Below are 14,997 nucleotides of genomic sequence, written 5' to 3' on the forward strand. Positions count from 1 at the left end.
AAAAAATGCCGGGCGAGTATACGCCAACGCCCGCGGCCCAAGCATTGATCTGCATGCGTTATGTCGCCACAGCGGGGGCCGGGATTCAGTTGCGCAGGTGGGTCAGCGGCAGTTCGGTGCTGTTGAGCACCTGATTGAGCACGAAGCTCGAACGCACGCTGGTCACGCCCTCGATACGGGTCAGATGGCCGAGCAGCAGCTTCTGGTAATGGTCCATGTCCGGTACCACCACCTTGAGCTGGTAGTCGGCATCGACCCCGGTCACCAGGCTGCACTCCAGCACCTGGGGCAGGCTGCGGATCGCGGCTTCGAAATTCTCGAAGCGTTCCGGCGTGTGCCGGTCCATGCCGATCAGGACATAGGCGGTCAGGCTCAGACCGAGCATCTTGCGGTCCAGCAGGGCGACCTGGCGGGAAATGTAGCCATCGTCCTCCAGCTGCTTGACCCGGCGCGAGCAAGGGGAGGGCGACAGGCCGATGCGCTCGGCCAGTTCCTGGTTGGAGATACGGGCGTCGCGTTGCAACTCCGCCAAAATGCTCAGGTCGTAGCGGTCGAGTTTGCTCATCAATCAGGCCTTTGTCGTAACTATTGCGTTGAATTATCTATCTTGAGTTAAAAATTGCGCAAGTGGTGTTTTTACAAGCAATCTTCGCAATCCTCTGTCTTCGCTGCGCGCCTATTCTTATCACCAGAATCACTGCCCGGACATAGAGTCCACTGCGGCCCGCCGAATCAGGCCTGCCGCGGCCGCCAATCCCACAGGGTTGAGCCGGCCCCCGGGCTACACACTGTCCAGAAGACGGAGTGAGGTGAGCCGGCGTCAAAAGCGCCGAGCACGGACAAAATCTCAAAGGGCGGCCGACGGGCCGCCCTTTTTTATTGCCTGCGAAATAAGTCTCGTGACTGATAACCTGATGCAGAACCGCCCAGGGCTTTTTCAGTCTTATGTACAGGCCCCCCCTATCCGCAGTGAGGAATAGCATGAAGTCGCGCATCTGGCGTATGGCAGGTGTTGGTGTGTTGTGCCTGAGCGTCAACGCTCAGTTGCTCGCCGATGAGCGAGACGAGAATCGGCCGCCTGCGCAGCATGGCGCTCCCGGGGGCGAGCAGCGAGAGCATCAAGGCCAGGGCCGCCCGGAAAATGCCCCGCCGCGGCCCGCCAATGTTCCCAACCGTCCACCACCCAGTGCGCAGCCACAGCGGCCGCAGAATGAAATCATTCGCGGCGATAACAGCCGTCAGTTCGAGCACAACGGCCAGAACCCGGGAGGGCAGTGGCAGAACCGGCCTCAGCACGATCCCAATCAGCAGGTTCGCCCGGCCCCTGTGCCACAACCCCAGGTGCAGCAGCCGAACAACCTGCCGATCCAGGGCCGCCCCGACACCGTGCGCCAGACCCAGGAGCCACAGCGTGGCTACTATCAGGACATTCCCCGGCGCAACGACTACAACCAGCATTGGCAGGCTGGCGGCCCGGGCTCTCGGCCAGGTGGCGGCCATCCCAACGACTACCGCTGGCCGGGCCGCCCTGATGGCCATGGCAATGGCTGGGGCCCCGGGCCGCAGTACCGCCCCGGGTATGTGATCGACCGCTTCCCCGGGCGCAATGACCGGGTCGCCTATCGCGGCCAGGATTACTTTTTTTCCGGTGGTTACTGGTACCGCCCGCAAGGCCCGCGCTATGTGGTGGTGCGCCCGCCCTATGGCATTCGCGTGACGTACCTGCCCGACTATGCGCGGGAAGTCTGGATCGGCAGCGCGCTGTTCTTTCTGGCGGCAGGGGCCTACTACACCTACGAAGCCAACACCCAGCAGTACGTGGTGGTCGAGCCACCTGCCGGCGTGCCGGTTGCGGACCCGCAGCAGAGCGGCAATGGCTATGACGTGCTGGCCTACCCGGTCAACGGCCAGTCGCCGCAGCAGATCGACCAGGACCGTTACGACTGCTATCGCTGGGCGGTGCAGCAGAGCGGCTTCGATCCTGCGAGCGTGACCTATCAGCCGGCCCCGCAAGTGGTCCAGGCCTACCGCCAGGCCCAGGGCAACTGCTTGAGCTCACGGGGCTATCAGGTGACCTACTGAGCCCTGGCTGCCTTCACCACTTCCTGCGGGTCGGCGTGCACCAGCACTTCGGCCCGTGGATAGGCCTTCTGGATGGCATCGGCGGCCTGGTCGCTGATGCCATGGGCCACCGAAAGGGTCAGTTCCCCGGGTAATTCCAGGTGCAGTTGGACAAACCAGTGGCTGCCGGAAATCCGTGTGCGCAGGTCATGGGCCCCCAGTACTCCCGGCACACTGCACGCCAGCTCCAGCATGTGCTGGCTGACGTCCGGTGGCAGCTCCTGGTCCATCAGCACCGAGAAGCTCTCCCGGGCGATCTGGATCGCGCTCCAGAGAATGTAGAAGGCAATCCCCAGGCCGAACCAGGCGTCCACCTGATGCAGGCCGAACGCCGCCAGCACCAGGGCCAGCAGGATGCTACCGTTGAGCATCAGGTCGGAGCGGTAGTGCAGGGAGTCGGCGCGCACTGCATTGGAGCCGGTCGCCCGGATCACCCGGTGCTGCAGGAGCAGTAGGGCGATGGTCAGCGCCAGCGACAGGACGATCACCCCGATGCTCAGCCAGGGCGCGCCTACCGGTTCCGGATGTTGCAGGCGTTGCGCCGCCTGGAAGGCAATCAGAACCGCGCTGCCGGCGATGAACAATGCCTGGGCCATGCCCGCCAGGGACTCGGCCTTGCCGTGGCCATAGCGGTGGTCGTCGTCTGCCGGGCGCAGGGCGTAATGCACTGCCAGCAGGTTGAGCAGCGAGGTAAAACCGTCCAGCACCGAGTCGGTGAGCCCGGCGAGCATGCTCACCGAGCCGCTGAGCCACCAGGCGACAGCCTTGGTCACGATCAGTATGCCCGCTACGGTGACCGAGGCGCGGGTGGCCAGGCGCAGGAGGCGGGCGTGTTCCGAGTTGGCGGTCATCGATGGCGGGTTCCTGGGTAAAAGTGATCAGGCAGCAGGTTGCAGGCCGTACAGCGCCAGTTGTTGCACGCTGCCCTTGTGCTGGATCAGGCGTGGGTCATCCAGGGGGAAGTTGCCCCCCAATTCGCTTTCCAGGATGGCCTGCAGCTTGCGGTTGTCGACTTTACCGTCGGCGCCGATGGCCTGTTGCAGTTTTTCCGGCGCGATCTGCGCGGTCTTGCCCGGCTCCAGGTAGATGGCCCCGGTGGCGAAGTCGACGCCGAAGGCGATCAGCCCTGGGATCACGTAGAACAGCAGGCCAACGGCATCCAGCACAGCCACCAGGGGATCGATCTTGCCGTCGATCTGGCCGCGCCGGTCGGGGAAGAAGATCGAGCCGCAGGCGGTGAGTTGGGTCAGTAGGGTAGCCACCAGAACGCCGCCGATGACACGGTGGGAAATACGCATGGAAATCTCCTAGCAAGCACGAAAGCAACGAGGGATGAAGCGGGGTGTTGAGTCTTGTCGATCAGCACTCAGACCATGATTAACCCCAGGCAGTTCGCCGTTATACTCGCGCCTCTGTTTTGGAGCCAGCATGAATTCTTTGCCAATTGATGAAGTTTTGCCTGCACTGCGTACCGCCCTGGCGACACGCCATGAAGCGGTGCTCGAAGCCCCGCCCGGTGCCGGCAAGACGACCCGCGTGCCCCTGGCGCTCCTGGACCAGGACTGGCTGGCCGGACAGACCATCCTCATGCTCGAACCCCGGCGCCTGGCCGCCCGGGCCGCCGCCGAGCGCCTGGCCAGCGAGCTGGGAGAGAAAGTCGGCGAGACCGTGGGTTATCGCATCCGCCTGGACAGCAAGGTCGGCCCGCGTACCCGCATCGAGGTGGTCACCGAAGGCATCCTCACCCGGCGCCTGCAGGATGACCCGGCCCTGGAAGGCGTCGGCCTGCTGATCTTCGATGAATTCCACGAACGCAGCCTGGACGCCGATCTGGCGCTGGCCCTGAGCCTCAATGGCCGCGAGCTGTTTCGTGACGAGCAGCCACTGAAGATCCTGCTGATGTCGGCGACGCTGGAAGGCGAGCGCCTGTCGACCCTGCTCGGCGATGCGCCGATCCTGCGCAGTGAAGGGCGCATGTACCCGGTGACCCAGCGCTGGGGCCGACCCTTCCAGCCCGGTGAATTCATCGAGCCAAGGGTGGTGCAGACCGTGCTTGAGGCCCTCAACGATGAAAGCGGCAGCCTGCTGGTGTTCCTCCCCGGCCAGGCGGAGATCCGCCGGGTGCACCAGCAGTTGGCCGAAGCCCTGGGTGAGCGCAGTGAGATCCTGCTCTGCCCGTTGCATGGCGAGCTGGACCTGGCAGCCCAGCGCGCAGCCATCGACCCGGCGCCGTCGGGCAAGCGCAAAGTGGTGCTGGCCACCAACATTGCCGAAACCAGCCTGACCATCAATGGCGTGCGGGTGGTGGTGGATGCCGGGCTGGCGCGGGTACCGCGTTTCGATCCCGGCAGCGGCATGACCCGCCTCGATACCCAGCGTATCTCCCGGGCCAGCGCCACCCAGCGCGCCGGGCGTGCCGGGCGTCTGGAGCCCGGCGTGTGCTACCGGTTGTGGTCGGCCGATCAACAGGAGCAACTGGCCGCCTATGCCAGTGCGGAAATCCTCCAGGCGGACCTGGCCGGATTGGCCCTGCAACTGGCGCGCTGGGGCGTGACGCCAAATCAACTGGTATGGCTGGACGCTCCCCCCAGTGCCGCTTATGCCCAGGCCCAGGACTTGCTGGTGCGCCTGGGGGCGTTGAATGACGATGGCAGCCTGACCCGCCACGGCCAGGCCATGGCCGAGTTGCCGGCTCACCCGCGCATCGCCCATCTGCTGCTGCGCGGCCAGTCCCTGGGGTTGGCGCCGATGGCTTGCGATGTCGCGGCGCTGCTGGGGGAGCGGGATATCCTGCGCGGCGCCGGCGCCGACCTGCACAGCCGCCTGGTGCTGCTTGGCGGGGAAGAGCGTGCCGCTCGCGGAGCCCAGGGCGGGGTGCAGCGTGCCCGACAACTGGCGCGCCAGTACCGGGGCTATCTGCGCGGGCAGCCCGAGGCTGCGGTGGCCGACCCCGAGCACCCGCGCTGGCTCGGCGCCCTGTTGGCCCTGGCCTATCCCGATCGGGTGGCCCAGCAGCGGCGCCCCGGCGGTGCCGAATACCGCCTGGCCAACGGCCGTGCGGCGCTGTTCAGCGAAACTGACAGCCTGATGAAGCAACCCTGGCTGGTGATCGCCGACCTGGGCAGCCGCCAGGGGCAGCGCGAGGAGCGCATCTACCTGGCGGCGGATTTCGATCCGGTGTTGTTCGATTCGGTACTGGCGGAGCAGGTGCGGCAAGTCGATCAGCTGGATTGGGACGAGCGCGAAGGCGTGTTGCGGGCCGAACGCCAGCGCAAGGTCGGCGAATTGGTGCTCAGTCACGAACCGCTAAGCGGGCTGGATGAGTCCGCCCGCACTCAGGCCCTGGTCAATCTGGTCCGGCGCAAAGGCTTGGAGCTGCTGCCCTGGACCCCGGAGCTGCGCCAGTGGCAGGCCCGGGTAGCGTTGCTGCGCCAGCTGGACCTGGAGGCCACGGGCACCAGCCAATGGCCGGATGTCAGTGACGGGGCCTTGCTCAAGGGGCTGGAGCAGTGGTTGCAGCCCTACCTGGGCAAGGTCTCGCGGCTCAGCCACTTCGCCAACCTGGAACTGGCCGGAATTATCCACAACCTGCTGCCCTGGCCACTGCCTCAGCGCCTGGATGAGCTGGCCCCCCATCACCTGACGGTGCCTTCCGGGTCGTCGATTCGCCTGGACTACAGCGAGCATCCACCCATCCTGGCGGTACGCCTGCAGGAGCTGTTCGGCCTGGCGCAAACACCGCGCATTGCCGGTGGCCGCCAGGTGGTCAAGTTGCACCTGCTGTCTCCGGCACGACGTCCGGTACAGGTCACCCAGGATCTGGCGAACTTCTGGCGCAGCACCTACGCCGAGGTGAAAAAGGACCTCAAGGGCCGTTACCCCAAGCACTACTGGCCGGATGACCCGCTGATCGCCGAAGCCACGGCGCGGGTCAAACCGCGCAAATAACCCGAACTCCCGTGCTGCCCTGTAGCCGCTGCCGAGCGTGCGAGGCTGCGCCCGGGGGCGCAGCCCCCGCAAAACGGACGCCGCGGTGTGTCAGACGGAATCTGGGCCAAGCCGTTGCGAGCGCTACACGCTCGATCGCCGCCTCGGCAGCGGCTACAGGTGATGGGTGCCGCTCTGGGGTTTATTGCGCCGGCAAGAGGAAGCGGGCCAGCACCGGCAGGTGGTCGGAGATGCGCAAGGTGTCGTCCAGGCGCACCCGGGATTCGACTCGCTTGAGCCGCGGGCTGTAGAACAGGTAGTCCACCGTGCGATCCGGGCCGTCGAGGCTCGGGTCGTTGGGGTAGTGGGTCAGCCAATGTGCGCGGTCGACGCCGCTGGCCTGGGTGTTGCTGGGGATCATCGGGTATTTGTCCCACAGCAGGTGCAGCGGGCTGTCGGCACTGTAGGGCGCCCGTTGCACGTCGCTCAGTCGCTGGTACTGGCCCAGGGGCAACAGGTTGAAATCCCCGCCAATCAGCCAGGGCGTGCCGCGGCCTTCGAGTTTATCCAGGACTTTGCCAATGGCTGCGACCTGCCTTGATTGCGTCTGGCCAGGCGTGCGAGCACGTTCCAGATGGGTATTGAGCACCGCCACCTGGCCGCCGTCGTTCAGGGGCAGGTAGCTCAGCAGCAGGGCCTCCCTGGGCTGGAACTGCCGGCCGATGAAGCCGTGTTCGGCTGTGGGCAGTTGCAGGCGTTCGGCGTGGTCGATGCGATAGCGGCTGAGGGTGGCCAGTTGTCGGCCGACGCTGCCGAAGATATGCGGCGATGGTACGAAATCGGCTTTCCAGTCGTACGCCTGGGTGCTGCAGGGGTAGAGATCGGTGAGGCGTTCCTGCAGGAGTTTGAGCTGGTCCTGGTAGGCGCTGGCCTTGGCGCCGTTGTCCACTTCCTGCAGCAGCACCAGGTCCGGTTGTTCGTCGCGGATCACGCGAGCCACTTCGTCGAGGCTGAAGGCCATGTCCTCCAGGGTCGGCTGCTCGTCCTCGCCCTGTGCCTGGTCGTTCCAGAACACATAGCGCTTGCCCGCCAGGTACTGCAGGTTCCAGGTCATCACTTTCAGGGCCTGGCCCGGCACCAGCGGCGCGGCCTGGGCACTGCAACTGACAGCGAGGCTTTCCTTGGCTTCCGGGCGCCAGGTCAGGCTGTAGACCAGCCCGGCCAGCACCAGACCGATCAACAACAGGCTCAACAGGGTGATGCGAAGTAGACGGATCATCGGCTCGGCTTATGGCGTTGCAGGATGGCCCCGGAGCATAACCGAGAGCACGGCCGTCACCCAAGGGGCAGAGCGGCCGAGGGAGGATTCAGCGCTTGTCCGGCTGCTCGCTGATCAGCATGAACAGGCGGAACAGCACCACGCTGGTGAACAGCTGCAGGAAGCTGTAGGCGCTGTCGATGGCCAGGGACAGCAGCGGGTTCAGCGGTTCGGAATAGGCCGCTTCACTGGCACCCTTGAGCAGCCACAGCGGGGTCATTACCGCCAGGATGCACACCAGGATCCGCAGGAAGTGCCCACGGCTGAGGCGGAAACTTTCACTGATGGCCGCCAGCGGCGCCATGCCCTTGAGCACCAGCAGGTACTCGGCGAAAGCCAGTACCACCATCAGCCACAGCCCCGGCAGGAAATACAGCGACAACCCCAGCAGGATCAGCAGGGTGCTGACCGCCGTCAGCAGGGCAAAACGCGGCCACAGGGCCAGGGCCATGGCCAGCAGGTCCCGGGTCCGCGGCGACTCGCCCCGGGTGCGGGCGTCGAGAAACAGGATCAGCGCACCGGTGTACAACGGATACACCAGAAGGCCCACCACCACGCTGTAGCCCGGGAAGGTATCGGGGCCCAGGGCGCTGTTGACCCCTTGTTGCAGCAAGGCTTCGAGAATCACCAGCGGCAGGCACAGCTGGGCGATCTGCCCGAGGTTGCGCTGGAAGAAATACAGAGAGTCACGCAGTACATCTAACGGATTCATTCGATGAGATCGCAGTTGAAGAAGCGGTTGCACACTTTAACCGATGCAGGCCCCGCCCGAGCAAACGTAAACCTTGGGTAAAGACCATTGAAAGTCGTCGCACCAGCCCCATAACTGGTGCGTACCACCGCTCTGTCCGAGCGGCGGACCAGATTTCTACCGGCAATCTAAAGAGGTCGCCATGAACAACCAAGAGCAAACCCTGATCGATGGACTGTTTTCACGGTTGCAGCAAGCCGAAACGGATTCAGCCCCGCGCGACGCCCAGGCAGAGGCGCGGATCAAGGAGCATCTGACCCGCCAGCCTGCGGCCGGGTATTTCATGACCCAGGCGATCCTGGTGCAGGAGGCCGCACTCAAGAGCCTCAACGAGCAGAACCAGCAGCTGACCCAGCAAGTCCAGCAATTGCAGGCTGACCTGCAACAGGCCCGGGCCCAGGCCAGTGCTCCGGCACCGGCGGCCGGTGGCGGTTTCCTGTCGAGCATCTTCGGCGGTTCCCGCGAGCCACAGCCGGCACCGAGCCAGAGCGCGCCGCCGCCGTCGTCCGGTGGTGGCTGGCGTGAACCGGCGCGTTCTTCCTTTGGCGCCCCCGCGCAACAGAACTTCGGCGCGCCGCAGCAGAATTACGCCGCACCGCCACAGAACTATGCACCGCAGCAGGCACCGGCGGTGGGTAGCAGTTTCCTGGGCGGCGCCTTGAAAACTGCCGCCGGCGTTGCGGGCGGGGTCATGCTGGCCCAGGGCATCAGCAGCCTGTTCCACAACAACCAGCAGCCCCAGGAAATCGTCGAAGTCATCAAGGAAGAACCGGCGCCGGCCAGCGACAACAGCGGCTGGGGCAATGACGACCAGCGCCTGGCCAACAACGACTCCTGGGGCAACAACGACCAGGGTGGCTTCAGCAACGCCGACTACGACAACGACGACAGCTCGTTCTTCTCCGACGACGACTCCTTCGTCTGACCTGCGTCGGTCCGGGGCAGACACCTGCCCCGGACCGATTATTCGCGGAACAATCCCTGCGACTGGCATACTGGGCGACTTTTCGGGGCCTGAGGCCCGATCCAGCCCTTGCGCTGCTGCGCCATGAGGATTAGCGGTGAAGAAAATCGCTGTGTTCGCCGATGTCCAGAACCTCTACTACACCGTTCGTCAGGCCTATGGTTGCCACTTCAACTATGCGGCGCTGTGGGCGGATATCAGCAAGCAAGGGCAGATTGTCGAAGCCTATGCCTATGCCATCGATCGTGGTGACAGCAAGCAACAGCAGTTCCAGCAGATCCTGCGCAACCTGGGCTTCACGGTAAAACTCAAGCCCTATATCCAGCGCAGCGACGGCTCGGCCAAGGGCGACTGGGACGTGGGCATCACCATCGACATCATGGACGCTGCGGCCCATGTCGACGAAGTGGTGCTGGCTTCCGGCGACGGTGATTTCGACCTGCTGCTGGAGCGCATCATCCACAAGCACGGGGTCAGCGCGGTGGCCTATGGCGTGCCGGGGCTGACCGCCAATTCGCTGATTCGCGCGGCTACGCGCTATGTGCCGATCGAAGGCGCCTTGCTGCTTAAAAGCTGATCAATTTTCATACGGAGCAGGACAGGTTTGGAACGCATTGCCGTCATCGACTTTGAAACCACCGGGATCTCCCCGAGCAGCAGTTGCCGGGCCACGGAAATCGCCGTGGTGATCCTTGAGCAGGGGCGCATCGTCGAGCGTTACCAGAGCCTGATGAATGCCGGCGTGCGGGTGCCGGCGTTTATTGAGCAACTGACCGGCATCAGCAATGCCATGTTGCGCAGCGCACCCCCGGCAGAGCAGGTGATGAACGAGGTCAACGAGTTCGTCGGCATCACGCCGTTGCTGGCGCACAACGCGGCCTTCGACCAGAAGTTCTGGGATTTCGAGCTGGGCCGGATCAAGCGCACCCGCCTGCAGAACTTCGCCTGTTCCCTGCTGCTGGCGCGGCGCCTGATGCCGGCGGCTCCTAATCACAAGCTGGGCACCCTGACTTCATTCGCCGGCCTGCCGCACACTGGCCAGGCTCACCGGGCCATGGCCGATGCGGAAATGGCAGCCAACCTGGTGGCCCACCTGGCCGGCGAACTGAGGCACAAGCATGGCCTGCGCGAGCTGTCCCATGACTTCCTGTGCAAACTGCAGAAGGTTCCCGCGGCCAAAGTCCCCGAACACCTCAAGCGCCACCGCGGGTTCTGAGCCCCGAGGTTCATTTGCTTTCCAGTTGCCCCAGGGGCACGCGCCGTTCAATGGCGCTGGAGAGCACGATGGAGGTCTTGCTGAAACCGAACTGGGCCACGCGGTTGATCAACTCCTCCAGCTCCGGCATCGATCCCACTGCGGCCTGCATGATCACGCAGGGGTCGCCGGTGACCCGGTGGCACTCGGTGAGCTGGGGAATCTTGATCAGTTCGTCATAGGCCTTCTGGTTGCCGTGCTGGGCCAGGCGCAGTTCGATCACGCACTGGATCGGCAAGCCGACCTTGGCCATGTCGACTTTGGCCTGGTAGCCGGTGATCACTCCGCTGGCCTCCAGCTTGGCCACGCGTTCGGCCACCGCCGGTGCCGAGAGATTCACCTTGCGTGCCAGCTCGGCGTAACTCGCCCGGCCATTTTCCAGCAGGCTGGCCAGGAGCATGCGGTCGTACTTGTCCATGGAAGGCTCTCGATCTATCCAGCTTTCGAAAGCACGGTATATAGCCCTTATCTCCATCTTTTGGAAAGTGTACGGGCGTTATAAACAGGTTTTGTAACTTAAGTTCCCTGGGCCGAGTTTCTAGAATAGACCTCCCCCTGCCTGCCTCAGAGCCGCCTCCCATGCCTGGCCAAAGCCGTTTTCCGCTGCCGTTGATCGCCGCCTTTTTTGCCCTCTATGTAATCTGGGGCTCGACGTACCTGGTGATTCGCATCGGTGTCGAATACTGGCCGCCACTGATGCTCGGCGGCATTCGCTTCATCATCGCCGGTAGCCTGATGTACGCCTTTCTGCGCTGGCGCGGGGTGCCGGCGCCGACCTGGGCGCAATGGAAGGCCGCAGGGATCATCGGTGTGCTGCTGTTGAGCTGTGGCAATGGCGCGGTAACGCTGGCCGAACACTCCGGGGTGACCTCCGGCGTCGCGGCGCTGGCGGTGGCCACGGTGCCTTTGTTCACCTTGCTCTGCGGGTATTTCTGGGGTGCACGCAACACGCGCCTGGAGTGGGCCGGGATCGTCCTCGGGATGATTGGCATCGGCATGCTCAACCTGGGGTCCAACCTGCAGTCGAGCCCGATGGGCGCCGCCTTGCTGCTGTTCGCTGCGGCGGCCTGGGCTTTCGGCTCGGTGTGGAGCAAGCATCTGCCGCTGCCCCAGGGCGCCATGGCCAGTGCCGCGGAAATGCTTGTCGGTGGCGTGGTGCTGATGATCGGCAGTGCCCTGAGCGGTGAGCATCTGGACACCATGCCTCCGATGGAAGGCTGGCTGGCCCTGGCCTACCTGGCCGGTTTCGGTTCGATCATCGCCTTCAACGCCTACATGTACCTGCTCAAGCACGTGCGCCCAGCCGCGGCCACCAGCTACGCCTATGTCAACCCGGCGGTGGCGGTGCTGCTGGGCATCGTCTTCGTCGGCGAAACCATTGGCATCGAGGAGGCCATGGCCATGCTGGTGATCATCAGTGCCGTAGTGCTGATCGGCCTGCCCCAATGGCGCAAGCCCAAGGCCGCGGCCCAGGAAGAGGCGGCCTGATCACTGTCCCGGTGGCAGGCCGGCCAGGCTCCGTTGGAGAAAGTCGCCGATGACCTGGCTCGCTTGCTGGTGAATCGCTTCGCGGCTGCGCTGGCCGCCGTCCCGGCAGATGATTTCATCCTCGGGGTTCTCTTCCCGGAGCAGGGCCGTGGCGCCTGGCTTGCAGATTTGCATGAAGCTGAAATGGCTGGCATCGGCGATCACCAGCAGGCTGGAGGTGGCCGACGGCAGGTGGGTTCCCAGGTAGCCCGACTCCTGCTCCACCGGCATGCTGGCAATATCGACTCCTGCTCCCAGGATCAGGGTCGGCGTTTGCACCGCTGACAAGCTTTGCGGGGTGAACCCACGGACCAGCCCCGGGTCCAGGGAGACGACCGCCTTGACTCGCGGATCCCGCAGGTCGGTGCCCAGAGAGTCCTGGTTTTGCGGCGCGATCCCCAGCTCCGGAGCCAGCCCGCACAGACGCGGGTTGGGATGCAGCCGACATTCCTCAAGGAAGCGTTGCGGGCTATAGCGGGCGCCGGCCAATGCGGTGACCGTCCAGCCGCCCAGCGAATGGCCGATGGCGGCGATGCGCTGCGGGTCGACCGCGCCTGCCAGGGACTGGTCAGCGCTGAGGGCGTCGATGACCCGGCTCAGGTCCCGCGGCCGCTCCCAGAGCCTTGCGGCTTGCACCGGGCGCTTGTCGAAGGTGCTGGTGCCCGGATGATCAGGTGCCGCCACTATATAGCCCTGGCTGACCAGTGACGGTACCAGCCAACTGAGGTTGCGCCAGTTGCCGCCATAGCCATGGGACAGCACCACCAATGGATGGGCGGGGGAGGTGGGGTGGGCATCCTTGATCGCCGGCACCCCCTGGAAAACCGGATTTTCCGAGGAGGTGGCAGGCGTTGCCCCGTCCTCGGTGGGGTACCAGAGGCCGACATGCAGCTCACGGTTGTGGCTGGAATCCCCTAGCTGGATTTCACGAAAGCCGATGGATTCAGCTGCATAGGCGTGTGGCAGGCAAAGCCCCACTAGCATTGAGGTGTACAGGACAAGATTGCGCATCGCTCACTCCATTGAGCCAGGCCGCAAGAGGCTGCCCGGTGGGGGCTTGTGGCGGCCGAAAGGGCCGCCAGGGGGCCTTACTCGAACCCGCTCAGCAGGACGAGGGCGAATAACACTGCCGCCAGGGCCAGGGAAAACAGCAGGCTGATTCCCGCCACTCGCCATAGCGAGAAGAAGCGCCCGTTGCCGGCCTTGTGCTCTATCACCTGGGGGCCGAACAGTTGGCGTGCGTAAGCGTTCATCCCGTAGATCGGCGGCAGGATGAACACCACCGCAGGGATACTTTCCGGAAGAAAAAAGCCTGCCACGCTCATGGCAATGAAAAGGCCGATGCCCATGGCCCAGACTTTGTTCACTTCGCTCTCGCGGCCCATGGCCTTGAGGTTCTGGCTGATGAAATAGGCGCCGGCCACGGAGGTGCCGATGAAGGTGCTCAGGCCAATGGCCGCCACGCTGTAGAGGCACAGGCTCTGATCGGTTGGCTTGCTGGCCAGGAGTTCGGCGGCAGGGGCCTGGAAGGGGTTTTGGTTATCCATGCGCGGTGAGGCTCCTTGGGAAGGGCAAAGGGGCGGTTGAGTGCCAGCTCGGGTGTTGCGCCGCCCTTGTACGCGACCCGTGGCAAACAGTGGGGCGAGCATACACTCACCGGGGCGGGCTTGGCAGGCCTGGGGCGGCCCGGGAGCGAGCCCCTGAATTAGGGTAAACTGCCGCCCATTGCGTCCCTGTGCTGACTTTTTCCTACGGTACCCCCATGACATTCGCCACTCTTGGCCTGATCGAACCCCTGCTGCGCGCCCTCGAAACCCTCGGCTACCAGACCCCGACCCCGGTGCAGGCGCAAGCCATTCCGGCAGTGCTGGGCGGGCGTGACCTGATGGCCGCGGCCCAGACCGGCACCGGCAAGACCGCCGGTTTCGCTCTGCCGCTGTTGCAGTTGCTGACCCTGGAAGGGCCGAAAGTCGATAGCAACTCGGTACGCGCGCTGATCCTGGTGCCGACCCGGGAACTGGCCGAGCAGGTCCACGAAAGCGTGCGCCAGTACGCCGAACACCTGCCGCTGCGCACCTATGCGGTGTACGGCGGGGTCAGCATCAACCCGCAAATGATGAAGCTGCGCAAAGGCGTGGACCTGCTGGTGGCGACTCCGGGGCGTCTGCTGGACCTGTTCCGTCAGAATGCGGTGAAGTTCAGCCAGTTGCAGACCCTGGTGCTGGATGAGGCCGACCGCATGCTCGACCTGGGGTTCTCCGAAGAGCTCAAGAGCATCTACGCGGCCCTGCCGAAGAAACGCCAGACCCTGTTGTTCTCCGCCACCTTCTCCGACGCCATCCGCCAGATGGCCGGGCAGATGCTCAACGATCCGCTGAGCATCGAGGTCAGCCCGCGCAACGTGGCTGCCAACACGGTCAAGCAATGGGTGGTGCCGGTGGACAAGAAGCGCAAGCCGGAGCTGTTCAGCCACCTGCTGCGCAAGAATCGCTGGAAGCAGGTGCTGGTGTTCGCCAAGACCCGCAACGGTGTGGATGCGCTGGTGGAGAAACTCCAGGGCCAGGGCGTGAATGCCGACGGCATCCATGGCGACAAGCCACAGGCCACGCGTCAGCGCGCCCTGGACCGGTTCAAGGCCAGTGAGATCCAGATCCTGGTGGCCACCGATGTGGCGGCCCGCGGCCTGGACATCGAAGACCTGCCGCTGGTGGTCAACTTCGACCTGCCGATCGTGGCCGAAGACTACATCCACCGCATCGGGCGTACCGGCCGTGCCGGTTCCACCGGCGAGGCGATTTCCCTGGTGTGCGCCGATGAGGTGAACCTGCTCTCGGCGATCGAGATGCTCACCCGCCAGACCCTCAAGCGCCATGAGGAACAGGATTTCGAACCCGAGCACCGGGTGCCGGAAACCGACGCCAGTGGCCAGGTGGTGAAAAAGCCGAAGAAGCCCAAGAAGCCGAAAACCTCCGGCGGTGGCGGCAAGCGCAACCTGGGCAAGTGGGTGGACAGTGGCGAAGTGGCCGAAGCTCCGGCGGTGAAGCCGGTGCGCAAGGTGCCGGCTTTCAACACCGGGCCGCGCAAGCGCAAGCCTTGATCTGACATCGCGCCGGGCCCTTCGCCGGCAAGCCGGC

General features: G+C 64.6%; 15 protein-coding genes. 7 read left to right on the forward strand and 8 right to left on the reverse strand.

Annotated features, from left to right (window positions below):
* Nucleotides 1-85: 85 nt before the first annotated feature.
* Nucleotides 86-565: an Lrp/AsnC family transcriptional regulator gene (locus ACUXVH_RS24145; protein ID WP_011063640.1), complete on the reverse strand. Its 480-nt coding sequence runs from the start codon at nucleotides 563-565 to the stop codon at nucleotides 86-88.
* 416 nt (nucleotides 566-981) lie between these two features.
* Between ACUXVH_RS24145 and ACUXVH_RS24150 the strand changes: the two genes are divergently transcribed.
* Nucleotides 982-2,082, forward strand: a complete 1,101-nt coding sequence (locus tag ACUXVH_RS24150; RefSeq protein ID WP_011063639.1) for a DUF6515 family protein — start codon at nucleotides 982-984, stop codon at nucleotides 2,080-2,082.
* Here the strand turns inward: ACUXVH_RS24150 and ACUXVH_RS24155 are convergent.
* The gene (locus ACUXVH_RS24155) at nucleotides 2,076-2,972 is read right to left on the reverse strand and encodes a cation diffusion facilitator family transporter (RefSeq protein WP_445496100.1); all 897 of its coding nucleotides are present in this window, start codon (nucleotides 2,970-2,972) and stop codon (nucleotides 2,076-2,078) included. The two genes, ACUXVH_RS24150 and ACUXVH_RS24155, sit on opposite strands and share 7 nt — an antisense overlap.
* Nucleotides 2,973-2,999: 27 nt before the next feature.
* Nucleotides 3,000-3,419: a polyribonucleotide nucleotidyltransferase gene (locus ACUXVH_RS24160; RefSeq protein ID WP_125062961.1), complete on the reverse strand. Its 420-nt coding sequence runs from the start codon at nucleotides 3,417-3,419 to the stop codon at nucleotides 3,000-3,002.
* 130 nt (nucleotides 3,420-3,549) lie between these two features.
* On the opposite strand from ACUXVH_RS24160, the gene hrpB reads away from it, so the two are divergent.
* On the forward strand, nucleotides 3,550-6,069 hold the full coding sequence (gene hrpB, locus ACUXVH_RS24165; RefSeq protein WP_445496102.1) for an ATP-dependent helicase HrpB: 2,520 nt from the start codon (nucleotides 3,550-3,552) through the stop codon (nucleotides 6,067-6,069).
* Between the two features lie 181 nt (nucleotides 6,070-6,250).
* On the opposite strand, the gene ACUXVH_RS24170 is transcribed toward hrpB, so the two are convergent.
* Both ACUXVH_RS24170 and ACUXVH_RS24175 read right to left on the reverse strand, forming a co-directional pair.
* Nucleotides 6,251-7,327: an endonuclease/exonuclease/phosphatase family protein gene (locus ACUXVH_RS24170; RefSeq protein WP_404673597.1), complete on the reverse strand. Its 1,077-nt coding sequence runs from the start codon at nucleotides 7,325-7,327 to the stop codon at nucleotides 6,251-6,253.
* A gap of 88 nt (nucleotides 7,328-7,415) precedes the next feature.
* The gene (locus ACUXVH_RS24175) at nucleotides 7,416-8,078 is read right to left on the reverse strand and encodes a YciC family protein (protein ID WP_011063634.1); all 663 of its coding nucleotides are present in this window, start codon (nucleotides 8,076-8,078) and stop codon (nucleotides 7,416-7,418) included.
* Nucleotides 8,079-8,259: 181 nt separating this feature from the next.
* On the opposite strand from ACUXVH_RS24175, the gene ACUXVH_RS24180 reads away from it, so the two are divergent.
* The 3 genes from ACUXVH_RS24180 to ACUXVH_RS24190 all read left to right on the forward strand — a co-directional run bounded on the left by ACUXVH_RS24180 (nucleotide 8,260) and on the right by ACUXVH_RS24190 (nucleotide 10,297).
* Nucleotides 8,260-9,042, forward strand: coding sequence for a DUF2076 domain-containing protein (locus tag ACUXVH_RS24180; RefSeq protein ID WP_065363629.1), 783 nt, complete (start codon nucleotides 8,260-8,262; stop codon nucleotides 9,040-9,042).
* 136 nt (nucleotides 9,043-9,178) lie between these two features.
* The gene (locus ACUXVH_RS24185; RefSeq protein WP_011063632.1) at nucleotides 9,179-9,658 is read left to right on the forward strand and encodes an NYN domain-containing protein; all 480 of its coding nucleotides are present in this window, start codon (nucleotides 9,179-9,181) and stop codon (nucleotides 9,656-9,658) included.
* A gap of 27 nt (nucleotides 9,659-9,685) precedes the next feature.
* Nucleotides 9,686-10,297 (forward strand): 3'-5' exonuclease, encoded by a 612-nt coding sequence (locus ACUXVH_RS24190; protein WP_011063631.1) that lies wholly within the window; start codon nucleotides 9,686-9,688, stop codon nucleotides 10,295-10,297.
* A gap of 10 nt (nucleotides 10,298-10,307) precedes the next feature.
* Here ACUXVH_RS24190 and ACUXVH_RS24195 read toward each other — a convergent pair whose 3' ends face one another.
* Nucleotides 10,308-10,754, reverse strand: coding sequence for an Lrp/AsnC family transcriptional regulator (locus ACUXVH_RS24195; protein ID WP_011063630.1), 447 nt, complete (start codon nucleotides 10,752-10,754; stop codon nucleotides 10,308-10,310).
* Between the two features lie 161 nt (nucleotides 10,755-10,915).
* Here ACUXVH_RS24195 and yedA point away from each other — a divergent pair, with 161 nt between their 5' ends.
* Nucleotides 10,916-11,824, forward strand: coding sequence for a drug/metabolite exporter YedA (gene yedA / locus ACUXVH_RS24200; RefSeq protein WP_065363630.1), 909 nt, complete (start codon nucleotides 10,916-10,918; stop codon nucleotides 11,822-11,824).
* Here yedA and ACUXVH_RS24205 read toward each other — a convergent pair whose 3' ends face one another.
* Together ACUXVH_RS24205 and ACUXVH_RS24210 are read right to left on the reverse strand one after the other, a co-directional pair.
* Nucleotides 11,825-12,874, reverse strand: a complete 1,050-nt coding sequence (locus ACUXVH_RS24205; protein ID WP_065363631.1) for an alpha/beta hydrolase family protein — start codon at nucleotides 12,872-12,874, stop codon at nucleotides 11,825-11,827.
* Between the two features lie 77 nt (nucleotides 12,875-12,951).
* Nucleotides 12,952-13,410 (reverse strand): hypothetical protein, encoded by a 459-nt coding sequence (locus ACUXVH_RS24210; RefSeq protein ID WP_041119988.1) that lies wholly within the window; start codon nucleotides 13,408-13,410, stop codon nucleotides 12,952-12,954.
* A 215-nt stretch (nucleotides 13,411-13,625) separates the two neighbouring features.
* Between ACUXVH_RS24210 and ACUXVH_RS24215 the strand changes: the two genes are divergently transcribed.
* Complete coding sequence (locus tag ACUXVH_RS24215) at nucleotides 13,626-14,960, forward strand: DEAD/DEAH box helicase (protein WP_065364703.1); 1,335 nt, start codon at nucleotides 13,626-13,628, stop codon at nucleotides 14,958-14,960.
* The last annotated feature ends 37 nt before the right edge of the window (nucleotides 14,961-14,997 follow it).

The organism is Pseudomonas sp. 8(2025) (assembly GCF_052665325.1).

Excerpts from the sequence above, each read along its gene's own strand:
- ACUXVH_RS24155 (WP_445496100.1), bottom strand. The coding sequence starts at position 2,972 with ATGACCGCCAACTCGGAACACGCCCGCCTCCTGCGCCTGGCCACCCGC.
- ACUXVH_RS24145 (WP_011063640.1), bottom strand. The coding sequence starts at position 565 with ATGAGCAAACTCGACCGCTACGACCTGAGCATTTTGGCGGAGTTGCAA.
- ACUXVH_RS24150 (WP_011063639.1), top strand. The coding sequence starts at position 982 with ATGAAGTCGCGCATCTGGCGTATGGCAGGTGTTGGTGTGTTGTGCCTG.
- ACUXVH_RS24175 (WP_011063634.1), bottom strand. The coding sequence starts at position 8,078 with ATGAATCCGTTAGATGTACTGCGTGACTCTCTGTATTTCTTCCAGCGC.
- ACUXVH_RS24180 (WP_065363629.1), top strand. The coding sequence starts at position 8,260 with ATGAACAACCAAGAGCAAACCCTGATCGATGGACTGTTTTCACGGTTG.
- ACUXVH_RS24170 (WP_404673597.1), bottom strand. The coding sequence starts at position 7,327 with ATGATCCGTCTACTTCGCATCACCCTGTTGAGCCTGTTGTTGATCGGT.
- ACUXVH_RS24195 (WP_011063630.1), bottom strand. The coding sequence starts at position 10,754 with ATGGACAAGTACGACCGCATGCTCCTGGCCAGCCTGCTGGAAAATGGC.
- ACUXVH_RS24215 (WP_065364703.1), top strand. The coding sequence starts at position 13,626 with ATGACATTCGCCACTCTTGGCCTGATCGAACCCCTGCTGCGCGCCCTC.
- ACUXVH_RS24210 (WP_041119988.1), bottom strand. The coding sequence starts at position 13,410 with ATGGATAACCAAAACCCCTTCCAGGCCCCTGCCGCCGAACTCCTGGCC.
- hrpB (WP_445496102.1), top strand. The coding sequence starts at position 3,550 with ATGAATTCTTTGCCAATTGATGAAGTTTTGCCTGCACTGCGTACCGCC.
- ACUXVH_RS24160 (WP_125062961.1), bottom strand. The coding sequence starts at position 3,419 with ATGCGTATTTCCCACCGTGTCATCGGCGGCGTTCTGGTGGCTACCCTA.
- yedA (WP_065363630.1), top strand. The coding sequence starts at position 10,916 with ATGCCTGGCCAAAGCCGTTTTCCGCTGCCGTTGATCGCCGCCTTTTTT.
- ACUXVH_RS24205 (WP_065363631.1), bottom strand. The coding sequence starts at position 12,874 with ATGCGCAATCTTGTCCTGTACACCTCAATGCTAGTGGGGCTTTGCCTG.